Source organism: Cyanobium sp. ATX 6A2 (assembly GCF_024346355.1).
Classification (GTDB): Bacteria; Cyanobacteriota; Cyanobacteriia; order PCC-6307; family Cyanobiaceae; genus NIES-981.
Map to the genome: position 1 here is coordinate 1 of NZ_JAGQCU010000017.1, position 16,200 is coordinate 16,200.

Consider the following 16,200-nt stretch of genomic DNA (forward strand, 5'->3'; position numbering starts at 1 on the left):
CCACGCCGATCCATCTCGAACTCGGCCGTGAAACGCTGCAGCGCCGACGGTATTTGGGGGGTAGCCCCCTGAGAGACTAGGTCGATGCCAGGAACCACACCCTTCCAATCCCTACACAGGTTTTAAGCCATCCGTTTCACAGCGGTGTCTGGCAGCCAGGTGCGTCTGTCTGTGAGTATGAGAGCGGCTCATCAGCGCGCGTTTCCCTACTTGTGAGGATCTGTGTCTGGTCTTCAGCCTGCTGATCGCATCATCGTGGCGCTCGATGGCATGGATCCGGATTCCGCCCTGCGCTTCAGTGAATCGATCCCCGAGCTCCAGTGGGTGAAGGTGGGCCTGGAATTGTTCGTTGCTGGTGGTCCGCAAATCGTTGCGGCGCTGCGGGATCGGGGAAAGCGGATCTTCCTCGATCTCAAATTCCACGACATTCCAGCCACCATGGCGGCAGCTTGCCGACAGGCTGCCGCCCTTGGCGCCGAGCTCATCACCGTGCATGCCTCTGCCGGCTGTTTCGCCCTTACCCAGGCCCAGCTTGCTGTGACGGAGGAGGCCCAGCGGGAGGGGCACCAGCCACCGTGCTTGCTTGCTGTGACCGTGCTCACGAGCTGGGATGAGCAGGCGTTCCAAGCGCAACTCAAGGTTGCTGGTTCTCTTGAGCAGCACGTCTCCCAGCTGGCCGACCTGGCCGTCCAGGCTGGGATCGGAGGATGTGTCTGCTCCCCCCACGAGCTGGCCGTCTTGCGAGCGCGCTATCCCGAACCGTTTGTTCTGGTGGCACCCGGGATACGGCCCCAGGGGAGCCCCATTGGAGATCAGGCCCGGGTGATGGCGCCGGCTGAGGCGCTGGCGGCTGGAGCCAGTCGGTTGGTGATCGGTCGGCCGATCACGGGTTCGGTCAACCCACCCGAGGCCTTTGCCGACTGTTGCCGGAGTTTGAAGCACGGCTGAGGGGGAGCTGGTCGGCGGCCAGCACCTCGGCGTAGAGCTGTTCCACCGCATCGATGTTGTTGGCGAGGGTGTAGCGCTCCAGCACCCGTCTGCGGGCCCGCAGGCCCAGTTCCGCTGTGAGCACCGGTTGATCCCGCAACACCGGCAGGAGCGTTCGCAGCTGGGTCGTGACCCCCTGTGTGCGCATCACGATGCCCGCCCCACCCTCCAGCACTTCACCGTCGGCTCCAGCATCGGTGGCCACGCAGGCGGTGCCGCTTGCCATGGCCTCCAGCAGTGCCAGGCTCAGCCCCTCCACCAGGGAGGGCAACAGAAACACCTCAGCGATCTGTTGCAGGGCCACGCGCACTTCCAGGCGGGATTCGTAGCCCCACCAGACCACATCCGCCTCCTCACGACCGGCCTGCAGGGCACCCAGCAGCGGGCCATCACCCACGATCACGAGCACGCAACCGGCCGGACGCACCAGCCGCCAGGCCTTGAGCAGTGCCTCAACGTTCTTCTCCGTGGACAACCTGCCCATGTAGAGAAACACCCTTTGGCCCCTGAAGCGCTCCCGCAGCTCGGGAAAAGCCGCGCTCGGTTGCGTCTCGGCCGGACACCAGAGCTGGGGATCAACCCCATTGGGGATCACCGCCAGCCGCTCGGCTGACACCCCCAGCCGCTCCAGCACTTCAGCCTGGAGCTCGGAAAAGATGATCACGCGATCAAAGCGGGCCAGGGAGCGGGCGTAGAGCTGGTAGGTGAGTTGCTGGGTGCCGGAGGCGAGATTGCGCAGGCTGGCATCAAACGCCGGGTGAAAGGTGGCCACCAGCGGCAGTCCAAGTTGTTGGCAGAGTTCCGGCAGGCGGAAGTCGAGCGGCGAAAGGGTGAGGCTGGCGTGCACCAGATCTGGCTGCAGCCGCTCCAGCGATTCCCGCAGTTCCCGCTGGGCACCCGGTGAGGGGATCGTGTACACCTGCGACTTCACCAGGTAGGGCAGTGCCACATCGGCTGCAGGGTTTGCCCGCGATGGATCTGTCGCGGCGCGTTCATCAGCCAGCTGAGCGTGGCTGTCGCCCGAGAACGAGCCTGATGGCGTGACGGGCTGTCGCCCCTGGGGTTCGGCGAGGCCGAACTGACCGGTGGCCGGGGTGTCGAAGTGGATGAAGCTGACCCCGTACCCGCGGCTCTTCAAGGCGTGAGTCGTGTTGAGGCCATAGGTGACGTTCCCGCAGAACGGCGATTTCTTGCCCAGCCAGGCAACATGAATCACCAACCTGTCCGCTTGAACTGGGTTGACGCTACCAGCGGCGCCAGGGTCGCTCCGCCAGCGCTGCCACCAGCGCCAGAGCGGCGAGGGTCTGCAGCACAGGCAGCAGGCCCCAACGGCTCACCGTGGCCCCGGCCAGCACCAGGGGCAGGCTCAGGGCGATGTTGATGAGGTTGTTCTGCAGACCGAACACCTTGCCCCGCTGCGACCTGGGCGTGCCTTCCTGAATCGTGGTCTGGGTGGGGATCGCCAGCAGGGCTGCCCCCACTCCCAGCACCCCGCACAGCAGCAGCGTGAACGGCAGGCTGCCGAGCAGCCGCCCGAGCAGCAGCAGACTCCAGCCGATCAGGGCCAGCCCCGCTGCCGCCAGCCGGTGCCTGCCGATCGCCTGGCCCAGCTGGGCCACGGCCAGTGCTCCGGCGGCCAGCCCCAGGGCACTCATGGCCAGGGGCACTCCGAAGCGGGTGGGGCCGAGCCCCGGCACGGCCGCGGCCAGGCTGATCGCCAGCACGGTGAGGGCTGCCAGCAGGCTGTAGAGCAGCACCAGCTGGAGCATGGCCCAGGCCACCCGCGGCCGCTGGCGCAGCACCGCCACGCCCTCCCCCAGTTCCCGGCGCAGCGATCGTTGCCGCCGCCGCGGTTCGTCGTGGCGGCGGATCCTGCTGATCGCCAGCGCCGCTGCCACGTAGCAGAACGGCAACAGCAGAAACTCACCCCCATTCACCCCCAGCCGGGCCAGGCCATCACGCAGCAGCCGCAGGATCGGTTCGCCCAGGGCGAAGCCCACGATCGTGGTGGCCATGCTCGTGGTCTGATAGATCGAGTTGGCCGCCAGCAGCTGGGGCTGGGGCACGAGGCTGGTGATCGCGGCCTGCTCAGCCGGTGTGAAGAACTGGGTGAGTGACGACTCCAGAAGTGTGAGCACCAGCAGCGCCCAATACCCCCAGGGCAGTCCCAGCCACTGGGGCCCCTCCAGCAGGCTCAAGGGAACCAGCAGCACCAGCACGGCCCGCAGGCCATTGGAGGCCACCATCACCCTGCGCTTGGGCCAGCGATCGGCCCAGACTCCCGCCAGCGCCCCCAGAAACACCGCCGGCAGCGTGTTGGCCACGTAGATCCCTGTGGCCAGGAGGGTGATCAGCTGGGCCCTGGTTTCCGGCACCTCGATCCGCATGGCCGCAGCTGCCCCCGCCAGGGCGGGGCTGCTGGCGGTGCCGCTCACCCAGTGCTGGGCGATCAGGAACACCATCAGCACGATGTAGAACTTGTCGGCCAGCTGGGAGAAGATCTGCCCCAGCCAGAGCCAGCGGAAGTCGTGGCGGGCGAGCACCGCCGCCACGCCGGTGTCCTGGCGATCGTTGGCCGGGGGAACTGTCACGGCGGGGCGTCCCCATCCATCGCGCCACTCTCAAGCAGGCCGTTGAGGCTGTTGGCCAGCAGGCGGAAGGCGCGGGGCCGCCGCCCGAGATGTTCATCGCACCAGCAGGCCACCAGCTCCAGCAGTCGCAGCCACACCACCGGTGGACCCATCAGGACGCCATCCCGGCGCCGTGGCGGCGCCGGCCGCACCAGCCGCTGCAGCAGCGCCAGCTCCGAGGCGTTGAGCACCAGGCGGGCCTGGCTGTGGCTACCGATCATCAGCCCGTCGGCCGGCACGAAGCTGCTGCGCCAGTTCCGGTCGCCGATCGGCGGTTGCAGGGGTTCCCCGCTGCGCGCACAGCGGCCCAGGGGCAGGGCGTAGCCGCCCAGCGCCAGCAGGTGCACCGACCCCTGCACGGCCACCGCCAGGGCCTCTACCCCCGCTTGTGGCTCGCGCACAAACGCTTCCAGCCGCCCCAGCTGCAACAACAGGTCGGCCAGCATGCCGGGGGCCGGTACCTCGTCCGGCACCAGTGCCAGGCACAGTTCGGCCAGAGCCTGCGCCGCAGCCAGGGTTTCCAGCTGCTGGCCCAGGCCGCCATAGCTGCGCAGCAGGCGCAGTTGCCGCACCCGCCGCAGGCCCCGGTTGCCGCCCACCTGCAGGCGCAGATGGGCCAGGGGCACCGCTGCCGCCAGGCTGCTCTTCGGCCGGCGGGCGCCTGGCACCGCCAGGCGGATGAGGCCATGGCTGTCGCTGAGCAGCGTCAGCAGCCGATCGTTCTCTCCCAGGGGCCTGCAGCTCAGGGCCAGGCCCTCCACCGGGAACTCGGCCACGGCAGCTCAGGCCCGCAGGGCCTGCATCAGTGCCACGCCACGGCTGGTGCCCAGCCGGCTGGCGCCGGCTTCCACCAGGGCGAAGGCCTGCTCCAGATCGGCGATGCCCCCCGAGGCCTTCACGGCGGCCCGGCCCCGGGCCAGCTGCCGCAACCGCTCCACCAGTGCTGGCGTGACCGCCTGGCCGAAGCCGCTGCCGCTTTTGAGGAAGCGGGCGCCGGCGTCGATGCTGATCTCCACCAGCAGCTCCAGCCTGGCCGGCGGCAGCCGTTCGGCTTCCAGGATCACCTTCACCGGCAGCCCGAGATCGCAGATCGCCTCCAGTTCACTGAGCACGGCGCCGGTGTCGCCATCGGCCAGGGCGCCGAAATCGGGCACCACATCGAGTTCGTCAGCTCCGGCGGCGGCCGCCGCTTCGGCCTCGGCAAGCTTCACCTCCGGCGGAATGGCGCCGAAGGGAAAGCCCACCACACTCACCAGCCGTGGCGACGGGCCGCGACCCTCACTTGGCCGCGGCAGTCGCTCCCGGGCCGGGGTCACCCAGCGTGAGGCCAGGCAGACCGCAGCGAATCCGAAGTGGCGGGCTTCATCGCAACAGCGGTGGATGGCGTCGAGACCGTGGTGGGGATCCAGCAGGGCATGGTCGATCAGGGGGGCGATGTCGGGCCGTTCCTGGCTCACGGGGACCGGCTCAGGCGTCCTTGGCCTGGATCACCCCGAAACCACCGTGGTTGCGGTGATACACCACCTGCAGCTGGCCGGAATCGGCATCGCGGAACAGGAAGAAGTCGTGGTCGATCAGCTCCAGCTGGTGCACGGCGTCATCAAGCGTCATCGGCTGCATGTCGAAGTACTTGCGGCGCACGCCGCGGCTGGGAAGCTCGGGCTCCTTGCCGTCGGTGAGGCTGGTGCCAGGCGGCGGCAGTGTGGCGGCTCCCGCCTCCTCATCGCGGGCCGAACGGTGCACCGGACCCTGGCTGCGTTCCTGCAGGCGCTTTTTGTAGCGGTCGAGCTGGCGCGTGAGCTTGCTCGCCACCAGATCGATGCTGGCGTAGAGGTTGTCGCTGCGCTCCTGGGCACGGATCACGGTGCCGTTGGCGAACATCGTGACTTCGGCGATCTGCTGCGGCACCCGCGGGTTGCGGGCCACCGACAGGTGCACGTCGGCCTCCTTCACCATGTCCTCGCAGTGGCTGACGGCACGGGACAGCTTGGTTTCGGTGTAGTCCCGGATCGCCTGGGTCACTTCAAGATTGCGGCCATGGATCAACAGTTTCATCAGATGGCAGCCGCCTCCGGTTTTCTCATGTGCCAACGGTAGGAAGGCGCCCTCCCCATGGCCCCCTCGTCCGACGCAATCCTTTTTGAAGCCTCCAGGCCGGTGCCCTTTGCACGGGCCTGGCATGCCCAGCGCCAGCTGCAGCGGCGTCTGCTGCAGAACCCGGCCGGCGCCGATGCCCTGCTGCTGCTGGAGCACGAGCCCTGCTACACCCTCGGGCGCGGGGCCAGCACGGTGCACCTGGGCTTCGATCCGGCGGCCCCGCCCCTGCCGCTGCACCGGATCGACCGCGGCGGCGAGGTGACCCACCACCTGCCCGGCCAGCTGGTGCTCTATCCGGTGCTCAACCTGCAGCGTCACGGGGGCGACCTGCACCTCTACCTGCGCCAGCTTGAGCAGGTGGTGATTGACCTGCTGGCCGGCCTCGATCTGGACGCCACCCGCCTCGAGGGCCTCACGGGCGTGTGGCTGGAGGGGCGCAAGCTGGCGGCGATCGGTGTGGGCGCCCGCCGCTGGATCAGCCAGCATGGCCTGGCCCTGAATGTGGACTGCGGCCTGGAGGGATTTGGGGCGATCGTGCCCTGCGGCATCGCCGGGAGGCCAGTGGGCCGCCTGGCGGACTGGCGGCCCGAGCTCACCGCTGCCGACCTGCGCCGGCCCCTGGCGGACTGCTTCGCCGCGCGCTTCCAACTGCGCTTGCGGCCCCCCGCCGCCTGCGAAGCGCTGGAGGGGTGGTAAGGGTTGAAGGGAGATCCGCATGTGCTGCCATGGCCGTTGCTGAGGTCAAGTGGACGGCCAGCCGACGCGACAGCCAGGCTCTGGCCGAACGCCACGACTGGAGCGCCCTCACCGGCCTGGAGCAGCTCTGGCCGGAGCTGGTGGGGCTGTACGGCGATGCTCCGGCGGTGGAGGCCCCCCATGCCCGTGAGCCGGAGGCCTGCAGCTACCGGCAGCTGCAGCTGCGGATCGAGCAGGTGGCTGCGGCCTTCACGGGCCTGGGTGTGAAGGCCGGGGATGTGGTGGCGCTGTTCGCCGAGAACGGCCCCCGCTGGCTGATCAGCGACCAGGGCCTGATGCGCTCTGGCGCTGCCGACGCCGTGCGCGGCAGCGCGGCGCCGCTGGATGAGCTGCGGTACATCCTCGAAGACTCCGGCGCCATCGGTCTGGTGGTGGAGTCGGCGGCGCTGCTCGAGCGGCTGGCCCTCTCGGCCGAGCGGCTGGCTGCCCTGCGCTTCGTGGTGCTGCTGGAGGGGGAGGCGGCGGCAGAGCCCGGGGATCTGCCCTGTCTCTCCTGGGGCCGGTTGCTGGAAGCGGGGGCGATGGCCCTGGATCAGGGCAGGGCCGCCCCTGCGCCGCCGTCGGATCCGGCGCGCCTGGCCACGATCCTCTACACCTCCGGCACCACAGGCCGCCCCAAGGGCGTGCCCCTCAGCCACGCCAATCTGCTGCACCAGTTGCGCCACTTCGGCGTGGCCGTGGCACCCCACCCCGGCGACCGGGTGGTGAGCGTGCTGCCGATCTGGCACTCCTATGAGCGCAGCGCCGAATATTTCCTGTTCTCGGCCGGCTGCTACCAGACCTACACCACCCTCAAGGCACTGCGGGGTGATCTGCAGCGGGTGCGCCCCCACTACCTGATCAGTGTGCCGCGGCTCTGGGAGGCGCTGCTGGCGGGGTTCGAGGAGGCCCTGGGCGCCATGCCGCCGATGCGCCAGGGCCTGATCAGCCGGGCTCTGGCCAACAGCCGGGCCTACGGCCTGGCCCGCCGCCAGGCCCTCGACCTCACCCTGGCCCCCGAATCCGTCGCCGCCCGCCTCACGGCCGTCCTGCAGGCGGCACTGCGCTGGCCCCTGCACCGGCTGGCGGCCGTCTTGCTCTGGCCCCGGGTGCGCAGCCAGCTGGTGGGCGGGCGCCTGCGTACCGCGATCAGCGGCGGTGGCGCCCTGGCCCTGCATGTGGACAGCTTCTTCGAGGCCATCGGCATTGAGCTGCTGGTGGGCTATGGCCTCACCGAGACCAGTCCGGTGCTCACCTGCCGCAGGCCCTGGGCCAACCGCCGCGGCAGTGCCGGCCAGCCCCTGCCGGCCACCTCGATCCGCATTGTGGATCTCGACCATCGCCGGCCCCTGGCCATCGGCGAGCGGGGGCTGGTGCTGGCCCGGGGCCCCCAGGTGATGGCGGGCTACTGGGGCAAGCCTGAGGCCAGCGCCCGGGCGCTCGATGGCGAGGGCTGGTTCGACACCGGTGATCTGGGCAGGCTGCTGCCCGATGGCTGCCTGGTGCTCACCGGCCGGGCGAAGGACACGATCGTGCTCAGCAGCGGTGAGAACATCGAGCCCGGCCCCCTGGAGGAAACGCTGGCGGCCAGCGAGCTGGTGGAGCAGGTGATGCTCGTGGGCCACGACCGCAAGCAGCTCGGCGCCCTGCTGGTGCCCCGCCGTGAACCGCTGGAGGCGTTTGCCAGCCAGGCCGGCCTGCCCCTCTCCGAGGGCGGGAGAGAGGCCGAGCCGGCACTGCTGCGCGCCCTCACCCGCGAGTGCAACCGCCTGCTGGCGGCCCGGCCCGGCGCCCGTCCCGAGGAGCGCCTGGGCGCGGTGGCGCTGGTGCAGCCATTCAGCCTCGAGAACGGCCTGCTCACCCAGACGCTGAAGCAGCGCCGGGACCGCATCGCCGAGCGCGACGCGGCGGCGATCGAGGCCCTCTACCGCTGAACGGCCGGATCGGCCGCCAGTTCGCCGAAGAAGGCCCGGTACTGGGCTGGCCCGCCGGGAAACAGGGCATCCAGCCGCAGCGGATCCTCGGGGTCGGTGAGTCCTTGGAGGCGGCCGTCGGCCATCGAAGGCCGGCTTACCTGGCCGCCGCTGCTGTCCACCAGCACCACCCGGTTGGGCCGGTCGAAGCATCGGCCCAGATCCTGCAGCAGCGTGAGAAAACCGCGGTCGCTCCCCCCTCGCCGCCAGCTGCCGGGCGTGGGCCCGGGGGTGGAGGTGATCGTGTCGCCCACCCCCACCAGCTGGGGCATCAGCGAAGGCGGGATGCGCTCCGCCGCCAGGGCCAGCAGATCGGCGTGGAGGCGGGGAGCCGTGCGCACGTTGAAGGCCTCACCCAGGGGGTGCACACCGTGGTGGCGGGCGATGTGGCGGTTGATCAGCACCAGTAGGCCCGCCTCCTTGACGGCCCCGCGCAGCATGAACTGCACATCGGTGGTGCCGATCCCGCTCTCCGAGGCCCAGACGGGCCGTTCGCGGCCCTCGCCGTCGAGCACGTTGGGGGCAATGTGCAGGAAGAAGCTGCCGGCAAGGCTCTGCAGCTCGGCCTCCTCGAGCAGGCCCTGCATCAGCTCCAGCAGACCCTGCTGCAGCTCCCGCGCCAGCGCTGCCGGACGCTCGCCGGCGGCGCTGAGCTGGAACAGGCCATTGAGATTGACGGTGGGCGAGAGGGGGTTGTCGAGCACGGCCCGGGCGATCTGGCGCTCCAGCTCAGGGCTGTCCAGCCGTGGCAGCAGGCCCGGCAACCAGGCCCGCAGCTCCTCGGCCATGCGCGCGGGGAGCGCCTCCAGGAAGGCCAGCTCGGTGGCACTCACCCCGGGGGTGTCCACCTGGCCGTGGCGGTTCTGCAGCTGCACCCCGCCGGCCGCCAGGCCGGGGAGATAGAGCCCATGCCGGCTCGGAACGTGGGCCTCCCCCAGGGCCCGCTCCACCAGCCGGTTGACCCCGCGGCGGCCTTCGTGCTCGCCGTTGGTGAGCACGCTGAAGCGGCCGTCGAGTTGCCTGGCGGCCTGCACGTAGCTGGGCTCGATCCGGCGGGTGAGGGGGTCGAGCACCAGATCCATGCACACCCCATCGAGGTCCTGCACCACCAGGAGGCTGGCCGGATCCCGCAGCCGGGGGCGGAGTTCGGCGAGCAGATCGGTGGGGCTGAGTGTGTCCACGGGCCGCAGCAACTCCGCTCACCCTGCCAGCGGAGCCCCGCTGCCGTGGTGGTTGACCGGTGGCAGGGCGACTGACAGCCTGAGCACTGAAGCAGTGAGTTCATGGCCGACGGCACGATCACCATCAAGCGCTCGATCACCGTGCGGGCCGTGGTCACACCCCGCTGGAAGGAGGACGCCGAGCGCGAACTCAGCAATGCCCTGGCCAACAGCGATGGCCAGCTCGCCCAGCTGGAGCGGGAGGGTCAGCAGCTGGTGGACGAAATCCGGCGCCAGAGCCTCAATCCGCTCGATCCCCGCGTGCAGGAGCAGGTGGGCTCGGTGCAGCAGCAGGTGGCCTCCAAGCGGGCTGAACTGGAGGAGCAGAAGCGCCAGATTCTCGAGCAGCAGCGCCAGGTGAGCGAGCTGGAGATGGAGCAGGTGGTGGAGCAGGGCCAGCTGGAGAGTGTGGTCGCCGTGGGGGTGGGCGACAACCTGGTGGAGAAGCTGCAGGCTGCTGTGCTGGTGCGCGATGGCGTGATCGAAGCCATCGAAGGCGCCCTCTGAACGGGACGCCAGCGGCAGGGCTCGTAAAATTCCCCCCGACACTGCGGCGCATCCCGTTGGCCACCCACGAAATCTTCATGCCCGCCCTCTCCTCGACGATGACGGAGGGGAAGATCGTGGAGTGGCTCAAGCAGCCGGGCCAGCGCGTTGAGCGCGGTGAATCGGTGCTGGTGGTGGAGAGCGACAAGGCCGACATGGATGTGGAGGCCTTCCAGGAGGGATACCTGGCCGCCGTGCTGATGCCCGCCGGCGGCACCGCGCCGGTGGGGGAGACCATCGGCCTGATCGTGGAAACCGAGGCGGAGATCGCCGAGGCCGCCGCCAAGGCCCCGGCTGCCCCCGCTGCGGCTGCCGCTCCGGCCCCATCGACCGCGCCGCCGGCCGCCGCTGTCCCATCGCCTCCCGCGGCGCCCCCAGCCCCTGCACCCACGACTGCCGCCGCTCCACCGGCTGCGCCGGCTGCTCCCGTGCCCGCCTCCACGGCCAGCGGCCGGGTGGTGGCGTCCCCCCGTGCCCGGAAACTGGCCAGCCAGCTGGGGGTGGACCTCAATGCCCTGCGCGGCAGTGGCCCCCATGGCCGCATTCAGGCCGAGGACGTGCTGTCTGCCACCGGCCAGCCGATCACCGTGCCCCGGGTGGCCGAGGGTACCGGCCCGGCCCTGGCTCCTGCCGCTGCCGGGAACGGCAACGCCGCCGCCGCCCCGGCGTCTGCGCCCGCCGGTCAGACCTTCGGTCGGCCCGGCGAGGCGGTGGCGTTCAACACCCTGCAGAACGCGGTCAACCGCAACATGCTCGCCAGCCTGGAGCTGCCCTGCTTCCGGGTGGGCTACACGATCACCACCACCAAGCTCGACGCCTTCTACAAGCAGGTGAAGAGCAAGGGCGTGACCATGACCGCCCTGCTGGCCAAGGCCGTGGCCGTGACCCTGGCCCGCCATCCCCAGGTGAATGCCGCCACCAGCGCCGACGGCAGCGCCATGGCCTATCCGGCGGCGGTGAATGTGGCGGTGGCGGTGGCGATGGAGGACGGCGGCCTGATCACCCCGGTGCTGGCCAGCGCCGATCAAACCGACATCTATTCGCTGGCGCGCAACTGGGCCGACCTGGTGGCTCGCGCCCGCAGCAAGCAGCTGCAGCCCGATGAATACAGCACCGGCACCTTCACCCTCTCCAACCTGGGGATGTTCGGTGTGGACCGCTTCGACGCGATCCTGCCCCCGGGCACCGGCGCCATCCTGGCGGTGGCCGCCTCGCGGCCCACGGTGGTGGCGGGCAAGGACGGCTCGATCCGTGTGGCCAACCAGATGCAGGTGAACCTCACCTGCGATCACCGCACCATCTACGGGGCGCACGCCGCCGCCTTCCTCAAGGACCTGGCCCAGCTGATCGAGACCAATCCTGAGAGCCTTGCACTCTGAGCCCAACAGCTCGGCGGCGCCGGCCGACCAGCGACTCTCCAGCTACAGCTTCGATCTCCCCCAGAACCGCATCGCCCAGCGGCCCGTGGAACCCCGTCACGCCGCCCGGCTGCTGGCGGTGGATTCTGCGGGGGTGGGCCCGGCTCCCCATGCCCGCCACCTCACGGTGTGGGATCTGCGCCAGGAGCTGCGTCCCGGCGATCTGCTGGTGGTGAATGACACCCGGGTGCTGCGGGCCCGGCTGCGGGCCCGGCGTCCCAGCGGCGGGGCGGTGGAGCTGCTGGTGCTCGAGCCCTGGGAGCCCAGGCCTGGTGACGCTGCAGGCCCGGGCCAGTGGCTGTGTCTGGCCAGACCGGCCAAGACACTCAGGCCCGGCGACTGGATCGAGGTGGTGGCTGAAGGGCAGCCGCCGCTGGCGGTGCAGGTGCTGGGCAGTGATGCCGACACCGGCGGGCGGATCGTGCAGTTTCCGCCCGACTGCGGCGATGCGGCCACCCTCGAGCCGTTGCTGCTGCGTTACGGCGCCATGCCCCTGCCGCCCTACATCCAGGACCACGACGCCGCGGATCACGAGCGCTATCAAACCCGCTACGCGGCCCGTCCCGGCGCCGTGGCGGCCCCCACCGCCGGCCTGCACCTCAGCGACGCCCTGCTGGCGGCGATCCGCGGGCGGGGGGTGGAGGTGGCCAGCACCACCCTGCATGTGGGCCTCGGCACCTTCCGTCCGGTGAACACCGAAGACCTCAGCCGCCTGCAGCTGCACAGCGAGTGGGTGGAGGTGAGCCCCCAGCTGGTGGGGGCGGTGGCCGCCTGCCGGGCCCGCGGCGGCCGGGTGATCGCCATCGGCACCACATCGGTGCGCAGCCTGGAGGCGGTGGCCAGGCTGCACGGCGGCGAGCTGGCGCCCCACAGCGGTCCGGTGAACCTGGTGATCCAGCCCGGCTACCGCTTTGCGGTGGTGCAGGGCCTGCTCACCAACTTCCACCTGCCCAGGAGCTCACTGCTGCTGCTGGTGAGTGCCCTGATCGGCCGTGAGCGCCTGTTGGCGCTCTACGCCGAGGCGATCGAGCGCGAGTATCGCTTCTTCTCCTATGGAGATGCCATGTGGATTCCCCCGGAAGCCGTGCTGCCGGGGGCACGGACCTGATCAGGCGGCAGCCAGATTGGCGGCCACGAAGTCCCAGTTCACCAGCTTTTCGAGGTAGGTGGTGATGTAATCGGGCCGGCGGTTCTGGTAGTCGATGTAGTAAGCGTGTTCCCACACATCCATGGTGAGGAGAGCCTTCTGACCATGGGCGAGGGGAAGGTCGGCATTACCGGTCTTGGTGACCTTGAGGGTGTCGCCGTCCAGCACAAGCCAGGCCCAGCCGCTGCCGAACTGGGTGGCACCGGCGGTTTTGAATTGCTCAACGAAAGCTTCGAAGCTGCCGAAGTCGGCGTTGATCTTGTCGGCCAGGGCGCCGGTGGGCTGGCCGCCACCACCGGGCTTCATGCACTGCCAGTAGAAGCTGTGGTTCCACACCTGGGCGGCGTTGTTGAACACGCCAGCCTTGCCCGTATCTCCGGCCACGCTGGAGATCGTGTCCTCCAGGCTCTTGCTCTCGAGATCGGTTCCGGCAACCAACTTGTTGAGGTTGGTGACGTAGGCGTTGTGGTGCTTGCCGTGGTGGAACTCCAGGGTCTGGCGGGAGATGTGGGGCTCCAGCGCGTCGAGGTCGTAGGGCAGGGCGGGGAGCGTGTGAGCCATGAAACAGGGAGTATTGCTGGATGTTGCCGTGCGGTGGTCCGTACGGCACCGCGATCCTAACGAGCCCTCCAGGAGAGCTGTCCTGGCTGCGCCGGCTGCCCGGTGCTGCCCTGGCCCCGCTCAGCCCTTGATCTCCAGCAGCTCCACCTCGAAGATCAGGGTGGCGTTGGGGGGAATCACCCCCCCGGCGCCGCGCTGGCCATAGGCCAGATCCGGAGGAATCACCAGCTTGCGCTTGCCACCCACCTGCATGCCGGCCACGCCCTCATCCCAGCCGCGGATCACGCGACCGGCGCCCAGGGGGAAGGAGAAGGGGCCGCGGCCGTAGCTGCTGTCGAATTCGCGGCCGTTCTCCAGGGTTCCCCGGTAGTTCACCACCACGGTCTGGCCGGAGCTGGCCACAGGTCCATCACCGATCTGCAGGTCGGTGATGCGCAGGCCGCTCTCGGTGATCCGCTCCTTGGGGGCCACCAGCTCCCCCCCCAGGACACTGGCCTGGGCCAGCTGCGGATCGATGTTGTCTGGGGCCATGGTGAAGAGGGTGGGGTTGGGATCCTCGGGATCGAGCTCGAAGGCATCCCGTTCCGCAACGTCTGCCGGGGCATTGCCGCTGCGGACGAGAGCCGGGGTGACAGGGGCTCCGCTCGTGGAGGGGGAGCTGGGGGCGGCGGCCACCGGGGTGGGACTCACCAGCTGGCTGATCAGCGCCAGCAGCAGGCAAGCCACACACACTCCGGAGCTGATGAGGATGTCGCGCATGGCCGTGATGGGGATGGCCCGATTGTGACTCACCTGCCGCCGGGCTCGCCGTCCCGTTCGCCCTGGCTGCGCTGGCGCAGGGTCTGCTCCAGGCGGTCGATGCGGCCGCGCAGCTCATCCAGCTCGCGCTGCAGGGGAACGCCCAGATCCTGCAGCAGCTGATCGCGGTTGCGCTCCAGTTGTCGCTCAGCCTGTTGCTCGAGGCCCGGGGTGTCACCCCGCAGGGCCTTGAGCACGTCCTCCACCAGGGCCGGGGCGTGGCTGGGATCGAGCTTGCCGCTGCGCACCCACTCCTGGCTCACGTAGCGCAGCCGGTCGGCCAGCAGGGACGTGGTGCCCAGGCCCCGGAGCAGAAGTTGTTGCAGGGGGTTGTTCGGATCCATCGACAGCAGCGGATTCAACCAGCCCAACGATGGCGCTGATTACCCTGGCTGGCCATGACCCAACGTGTCGAGCTTCAGCTAGGACCATCCCAGTCCCTGGCGCTCGCCGCCCTGAGCGGGGCCCTGGCCGGCTGGGCCCTGCCTCCGGCGGGCGCCGTGCCGCTGCTGTGGCTGGCCCTGGCGCTGCTCTGGGCACTGGTGGCGGGGCCGGCACCGGGGGGGGCGTCGGCCTGCTGGGGGGCGGCGTCGGTGCTGGTGAGCCACCGCTGGCTGCTGGGCCTCCACCCCCTCGACTGGATCGGGGTTCCCCTGGCCCTGAGCCTGCCCCTCTGCTGGCTGCTGCTGCTGTTGATCTCGGCCCTGGGCGGGGTTCTGGTTGGGATCTGGGGCCGGTGCGCGGCTCGACTGGGGCCGACGCGGCCCAGCAGTGCCCTGTTGCTGGCGCTGGCCTGGGGCCTGGCGGAGGTGCTGCTGGCCCGCGGGCCGTTGTTCTGGATCGGCCTGGGGGGATCGGCCCTGCCCGGCGACCGGGCCCTGGCGGGGTTTGCGTCGGTGGGTGGGGCGGGCCTGGTGGCGGCGCTGCAGCTGCTGATCGGCTGGGGGTTCTGGTGGGCGTTCCGGGAACGGCGGCGACTCGGGCTCAAGGTGCTGCCGGCGCTGCTGCTGCCGCTGCTGTTGCTCCATGGCGGTGGCCTTGCCCTGATCAATCGCGGCGGGGAGCTCGGGGGCGGCGGCCCTGCCCTGGAGCGGGTGATGGTGCTCCAGCCCGCCATCCCCACCCGGGAGAAATTCGCCGCGACCTCGCGCCTGCGCCTGCAGCGCCAGTTGCAGACGGGCCTGGAGCAGGCCCGGGCGCGGCAGGCGGATCTGGCGGTGTTGCCGGAAGGGGCTTTGGGGCTGGATCCGGTGCTCGCGCAGCCGGCGGCGGTTGAACTGCTGAGTGGGGGCTTCCGCAGCGCCGGCCCTGCCGGCGCGCAGCGCAGCGCGCTGCTGCGCTTCCCCGCGGGATCGCGTCAACCCGCCCAGGCGATTGACAAGCACCGCGTGGTGCTCCTGGGGGAGTGGGTGCCGTTTCAGGGACTGGTGCGCTGGAGTGGCCTGTCGGCGGTGGGGGGCATCGAGCCGGGGCCGCCCTCACGCCTGCTGCCCCGGATCCCGGCGTCCATCGGGGTGGCGATCTGCTACGAAATTGCCGATGGTCATGGACTGGCCGCCGCCACCTGGAATGGCGCGGGCTGGTTGCTGGCCAGCGCCAATCTCGACCCCTACCCCCTGGTGCTGCAACGCCAGTTCGAGGCGCTGGCCCAGCTGAGGGCGATCGAGAGCAACCGCTGGCTGGTGAGTGTGGCCAACACCGGCCCCAGCGGGCTGATCTCACCGCAGGGAGTGATCAGTGAGCGGCTGCCGGCCTCCAGGCCTGCCATGGACCTGCTCAGCGTGGCCATACGGTCTGGGCTGACCCCCTATGTGCGCTGGGGAGAGCTGCCGCTGATCGTGCTGGCGCTGCTCCTGGGTTGCTGGCGCTGGCTGCTGCGATGAACCGCTCCTGATTCCAGGAGGATGGACAACCTCACAGAACGTCGGACAGGAGCCTCAGCTGCGGGATGTGCCCTGCCCCTCCGGAGGGATGAACGATGGAGCCAAGGAGACTCGAACTCCTGACCCCCTGCATGCCATGCAGGTGCTCTACCAGCTGAGCTATGGCCCCGTTTGTACGCCCTTTGGCGCGGTCAGAGCTTACAAC

The 16,200-nt window shown here is 70.0% G+C and carries 16 protein-coding genes and 1 tRNA gene; 7 read left to right on the top strand and 10 right to left on the bottom strand.

Annotated elements, in window-relative coordinates; genetic code table 11:
• Window positions 1-270: 270 nt before the first annotated feature.
• The gene (gene pyrF / locus KBY96_RS13025; RefSeq protein ID WP_254979962.1) at window positions 271-948 is read left to right on the top strand and encodes an orotidine-5'-phosphate decarboxylase; all 678 of its coding nucleotides are present in this window, start codon (window positions 271-273) and stop codon (window positions 946-948) included.
• Here the strand turns inward: pyrF and KBY96_RS13030 are convergent.
• The 5 genes from KBY96_RS13030 to hpf are packed head-to-tail and all read right to left on the bottom strand — an operon-like array spanning window position 896 to window position 5,672.
• Window positions 896-2,203 (bottom strand): glycosyltransferase family 4 protein, encoded by a 1,308-nt coding sequence (locus KBY96_RS13030; protein ID WP_254979963.1) that lies wholly within the window; start codon window positions 2,201-2,203, stop codon window positions 896-898. The genes pyrF and KBY96_RS13030 overlap by 53 nt on opposite strands.
• 28 nt (window positions 2,204-2,231) lie before the next feature.
• A complete protein-coding gene (locus KBY96_RS13035) occupies window positions 2,232-3,578 on the bottom strand; it encodes an MFS transporter (protein WP_254979893.1) in 1,347 nt (448 codons plus the stop codon).
• On the bottom strand, window positions 3,575-4,393 hold the full coding sequence (recO, locus tag KBY96_RS13040) for a DNA repair protein RecO (RefSeq protein WP_254979894.1): 819 nt from the start codon (window positions 4,391-4,393) through the stop codon (window positions 3,575-3,577). Before recO ends, KBY96_RS13035 begins: the two co-directional genes overlap by 4 nt.
• A gap of 6 nt (window positions 4,394-4,399) precedes the next feature.
• Entirely contained in the window at window positions 4,400-5,074 is a 675-nt protein-coding gene (deoC, locus tag KBY96_RS13045; RefSeq protein WP_254979895.1) for a deoxyribose-phosphate aldolase, read from the bottom strand.
• 10 nt (window positions 5,075-5,084) lie between these two features.
• Entirely contained in the window at window positions 5,085-5,672 is a 588-nt protein-coding gene (gene hpf / locus KBY96_RS13050; RefSeq protein WP_254979896.1) for a ribosome hibernation-promoting factor, HPF/YfiA family, read from the bottom strand.
• Between the two features lie 57 nt (window positions 5,673-5,729).
• Between hpf and lipB the strand changes: the two genes are divergently transcribed.
• Window positions 5,730-6,410 (top strand): lipoyl(octanoyl) transferase LipB, encoded by a 681-nt coding sequence (gene lipB / locus KBY96_RS13055; protein ID WP_254979897.1) that lies wholly within the window; start codon window positions 5,730-5,732, stop codon window positions 6,408-6,410.
• Window positions 6,411-6,439: 29 nt separating this feature from the next.
• The gene (locus KBY96_RS13060) at window positions 6,440-8,383 is read left to right on the top strand and encodes an AMP-binding protein (protein ID WP_254979898.1); all 1,944 of its coding nucleotides are present in this window, start codon (window positions 6,440-6,442) and stop codon (window positions 8,381-8,383) included.
• Here the strand turns inward: KBY96_RS13060 and stpA are convergent.
• On the bottom strand, window positions 8,374-9,603 hold the full coding sequence (gene stpA, locus KBY96_RS13065; RefSeq protein WP_254979900.1) for a glucosylglycerol 3-phosphatase: 1,230 nt from the start codon (window positions 9,601-9,603) through the stop codon (window positions 8,374-8,376). The two genes, KBY96_RS13060 and stpA, sit on opposite strands and share 10 nt — an antisense overlap.
• 102 nt (window positions 9,604-9,705) lie before the next feature.
• Here stpA and KBY96_RS13070 point away from each other — a divergent pair, with 102 nt between their 5' ends.
• The 3 genes from KBY96_RS13070 to queA are packed head-to-tail and all read left to right on the top strand — an operon-like array spanning window position 9,706 to window position 12,714.
• Complete coding sequence (locus KBY96_RS13070) at window positions 9,706-10,149, top strand: YlqD family protein (RefSeq protein WP_254979901.1); 444 nt, start codon at window positions 9,706-9,708, stop codon at window positions 10,147-10,149.
• A gap of 56 nt (window positions 10,150-10,205) precedes the next feature.
• Window positions 10,206-11,567, top strand: a complete 1,362-nt coding sequence (locus KBY96_RS13075) for a dihydrolipoamide acetyltransferase family protein (RefSeq protein WP_254979903.1) — start codon at window positions 10,206-10,208, stop codon at window positions 11,565-11,567.
• Window positions 11,557-12,714, top strand: a complete 1,158-nt coding sequence (gene queA / locus KBY96_RS13080; protein WP_254979905.1) for a tRNA preQ1(34) S-adenosylmethionine ribosyltransferase-isomerase QueA — start codon at window positions 11,557-11,559, stop codon at window positions 12,712-12,714. Before KBY96_RS13075 ends, queA begins: the two co-directional genes overlap by 11 nt.
• Here the strand turns inward: queA and KBY96_RS13085 are convergent, their stop codons facing one another.
• The 3 genes from KBY96_RS13085 to KBY96_RS13095 all read right to left on the bottom strand — a co-directional run bounded on the left by KBY96_RS13085 (window position 12,715) and on the right by KBY96_RS13095 (window position 14,456).
• Window positions 12,715-13,314 carry a superoxide dismutase gene (locus tag KBY96_RS13085; RefSeq protein WP_254979906.1) on the bottom strand — a complete coding sequence of 200 codons (600 nt, stop codon included), beginning with the start codon at window positions 13,312-13,314 and terminating at the stop codon, window positions 12,715-12,717. It lies immediately after the preceding gene.
• A 120-nt stretch (window positions 13,315-13,434) separates the two neighbouring features.
• Complete coding sequence (locus tag KBY96_RS13090) at window positions 13,435-14,073, bottom strand: FKBP-type peptidyl-prolyl cis-trans isomerase (protein ID WP_254979907.1); 639 nt, start codon at window positions 14,071-14,073, stop codon at window positions 13,435-13,437.
• Window positions 14,074-14,102: 29 nt separating this feature from the next.
• A complete protein-coding gene (locus KBY96_RS13095) occupies window positions 14,103-14,456 on the bottom strand; it encodes a phasin family protein (protein ID WP_254979908.1) in 354 nt (117 codons plus the stop codon).
• 54 nt (window positions 14,457-14,510) lie between these two features.
• Between KBY96_RS13095 and KBY96_RS13100 the strand changes: the two genes are divergently transcribed.
• Window positions 14,511-15,995: an apolipoprotein N-acyltransferase gene (locus tag KBY96_RS13100; protein ID WP_254979909.1), complete on the top strand. Its 1,485-nt coding sequence runs from the start codon at window positions 14,511-14,513 to the stop codon at window positions 15,993-15,995.
• A gap of 96 nt (window positions 15,996-16,091) precedes the next feature.
• Here the strand turns inward: KBY96_RS13100 and KBY96_RS13105 are convergent.
• Window positions 16,092-16,164, bottom strand: a tRNA-Ala gene (locus KBY96_RS13105).
• Window positions 16,165-16,200 lie beyond the last annotated feature (36 nt).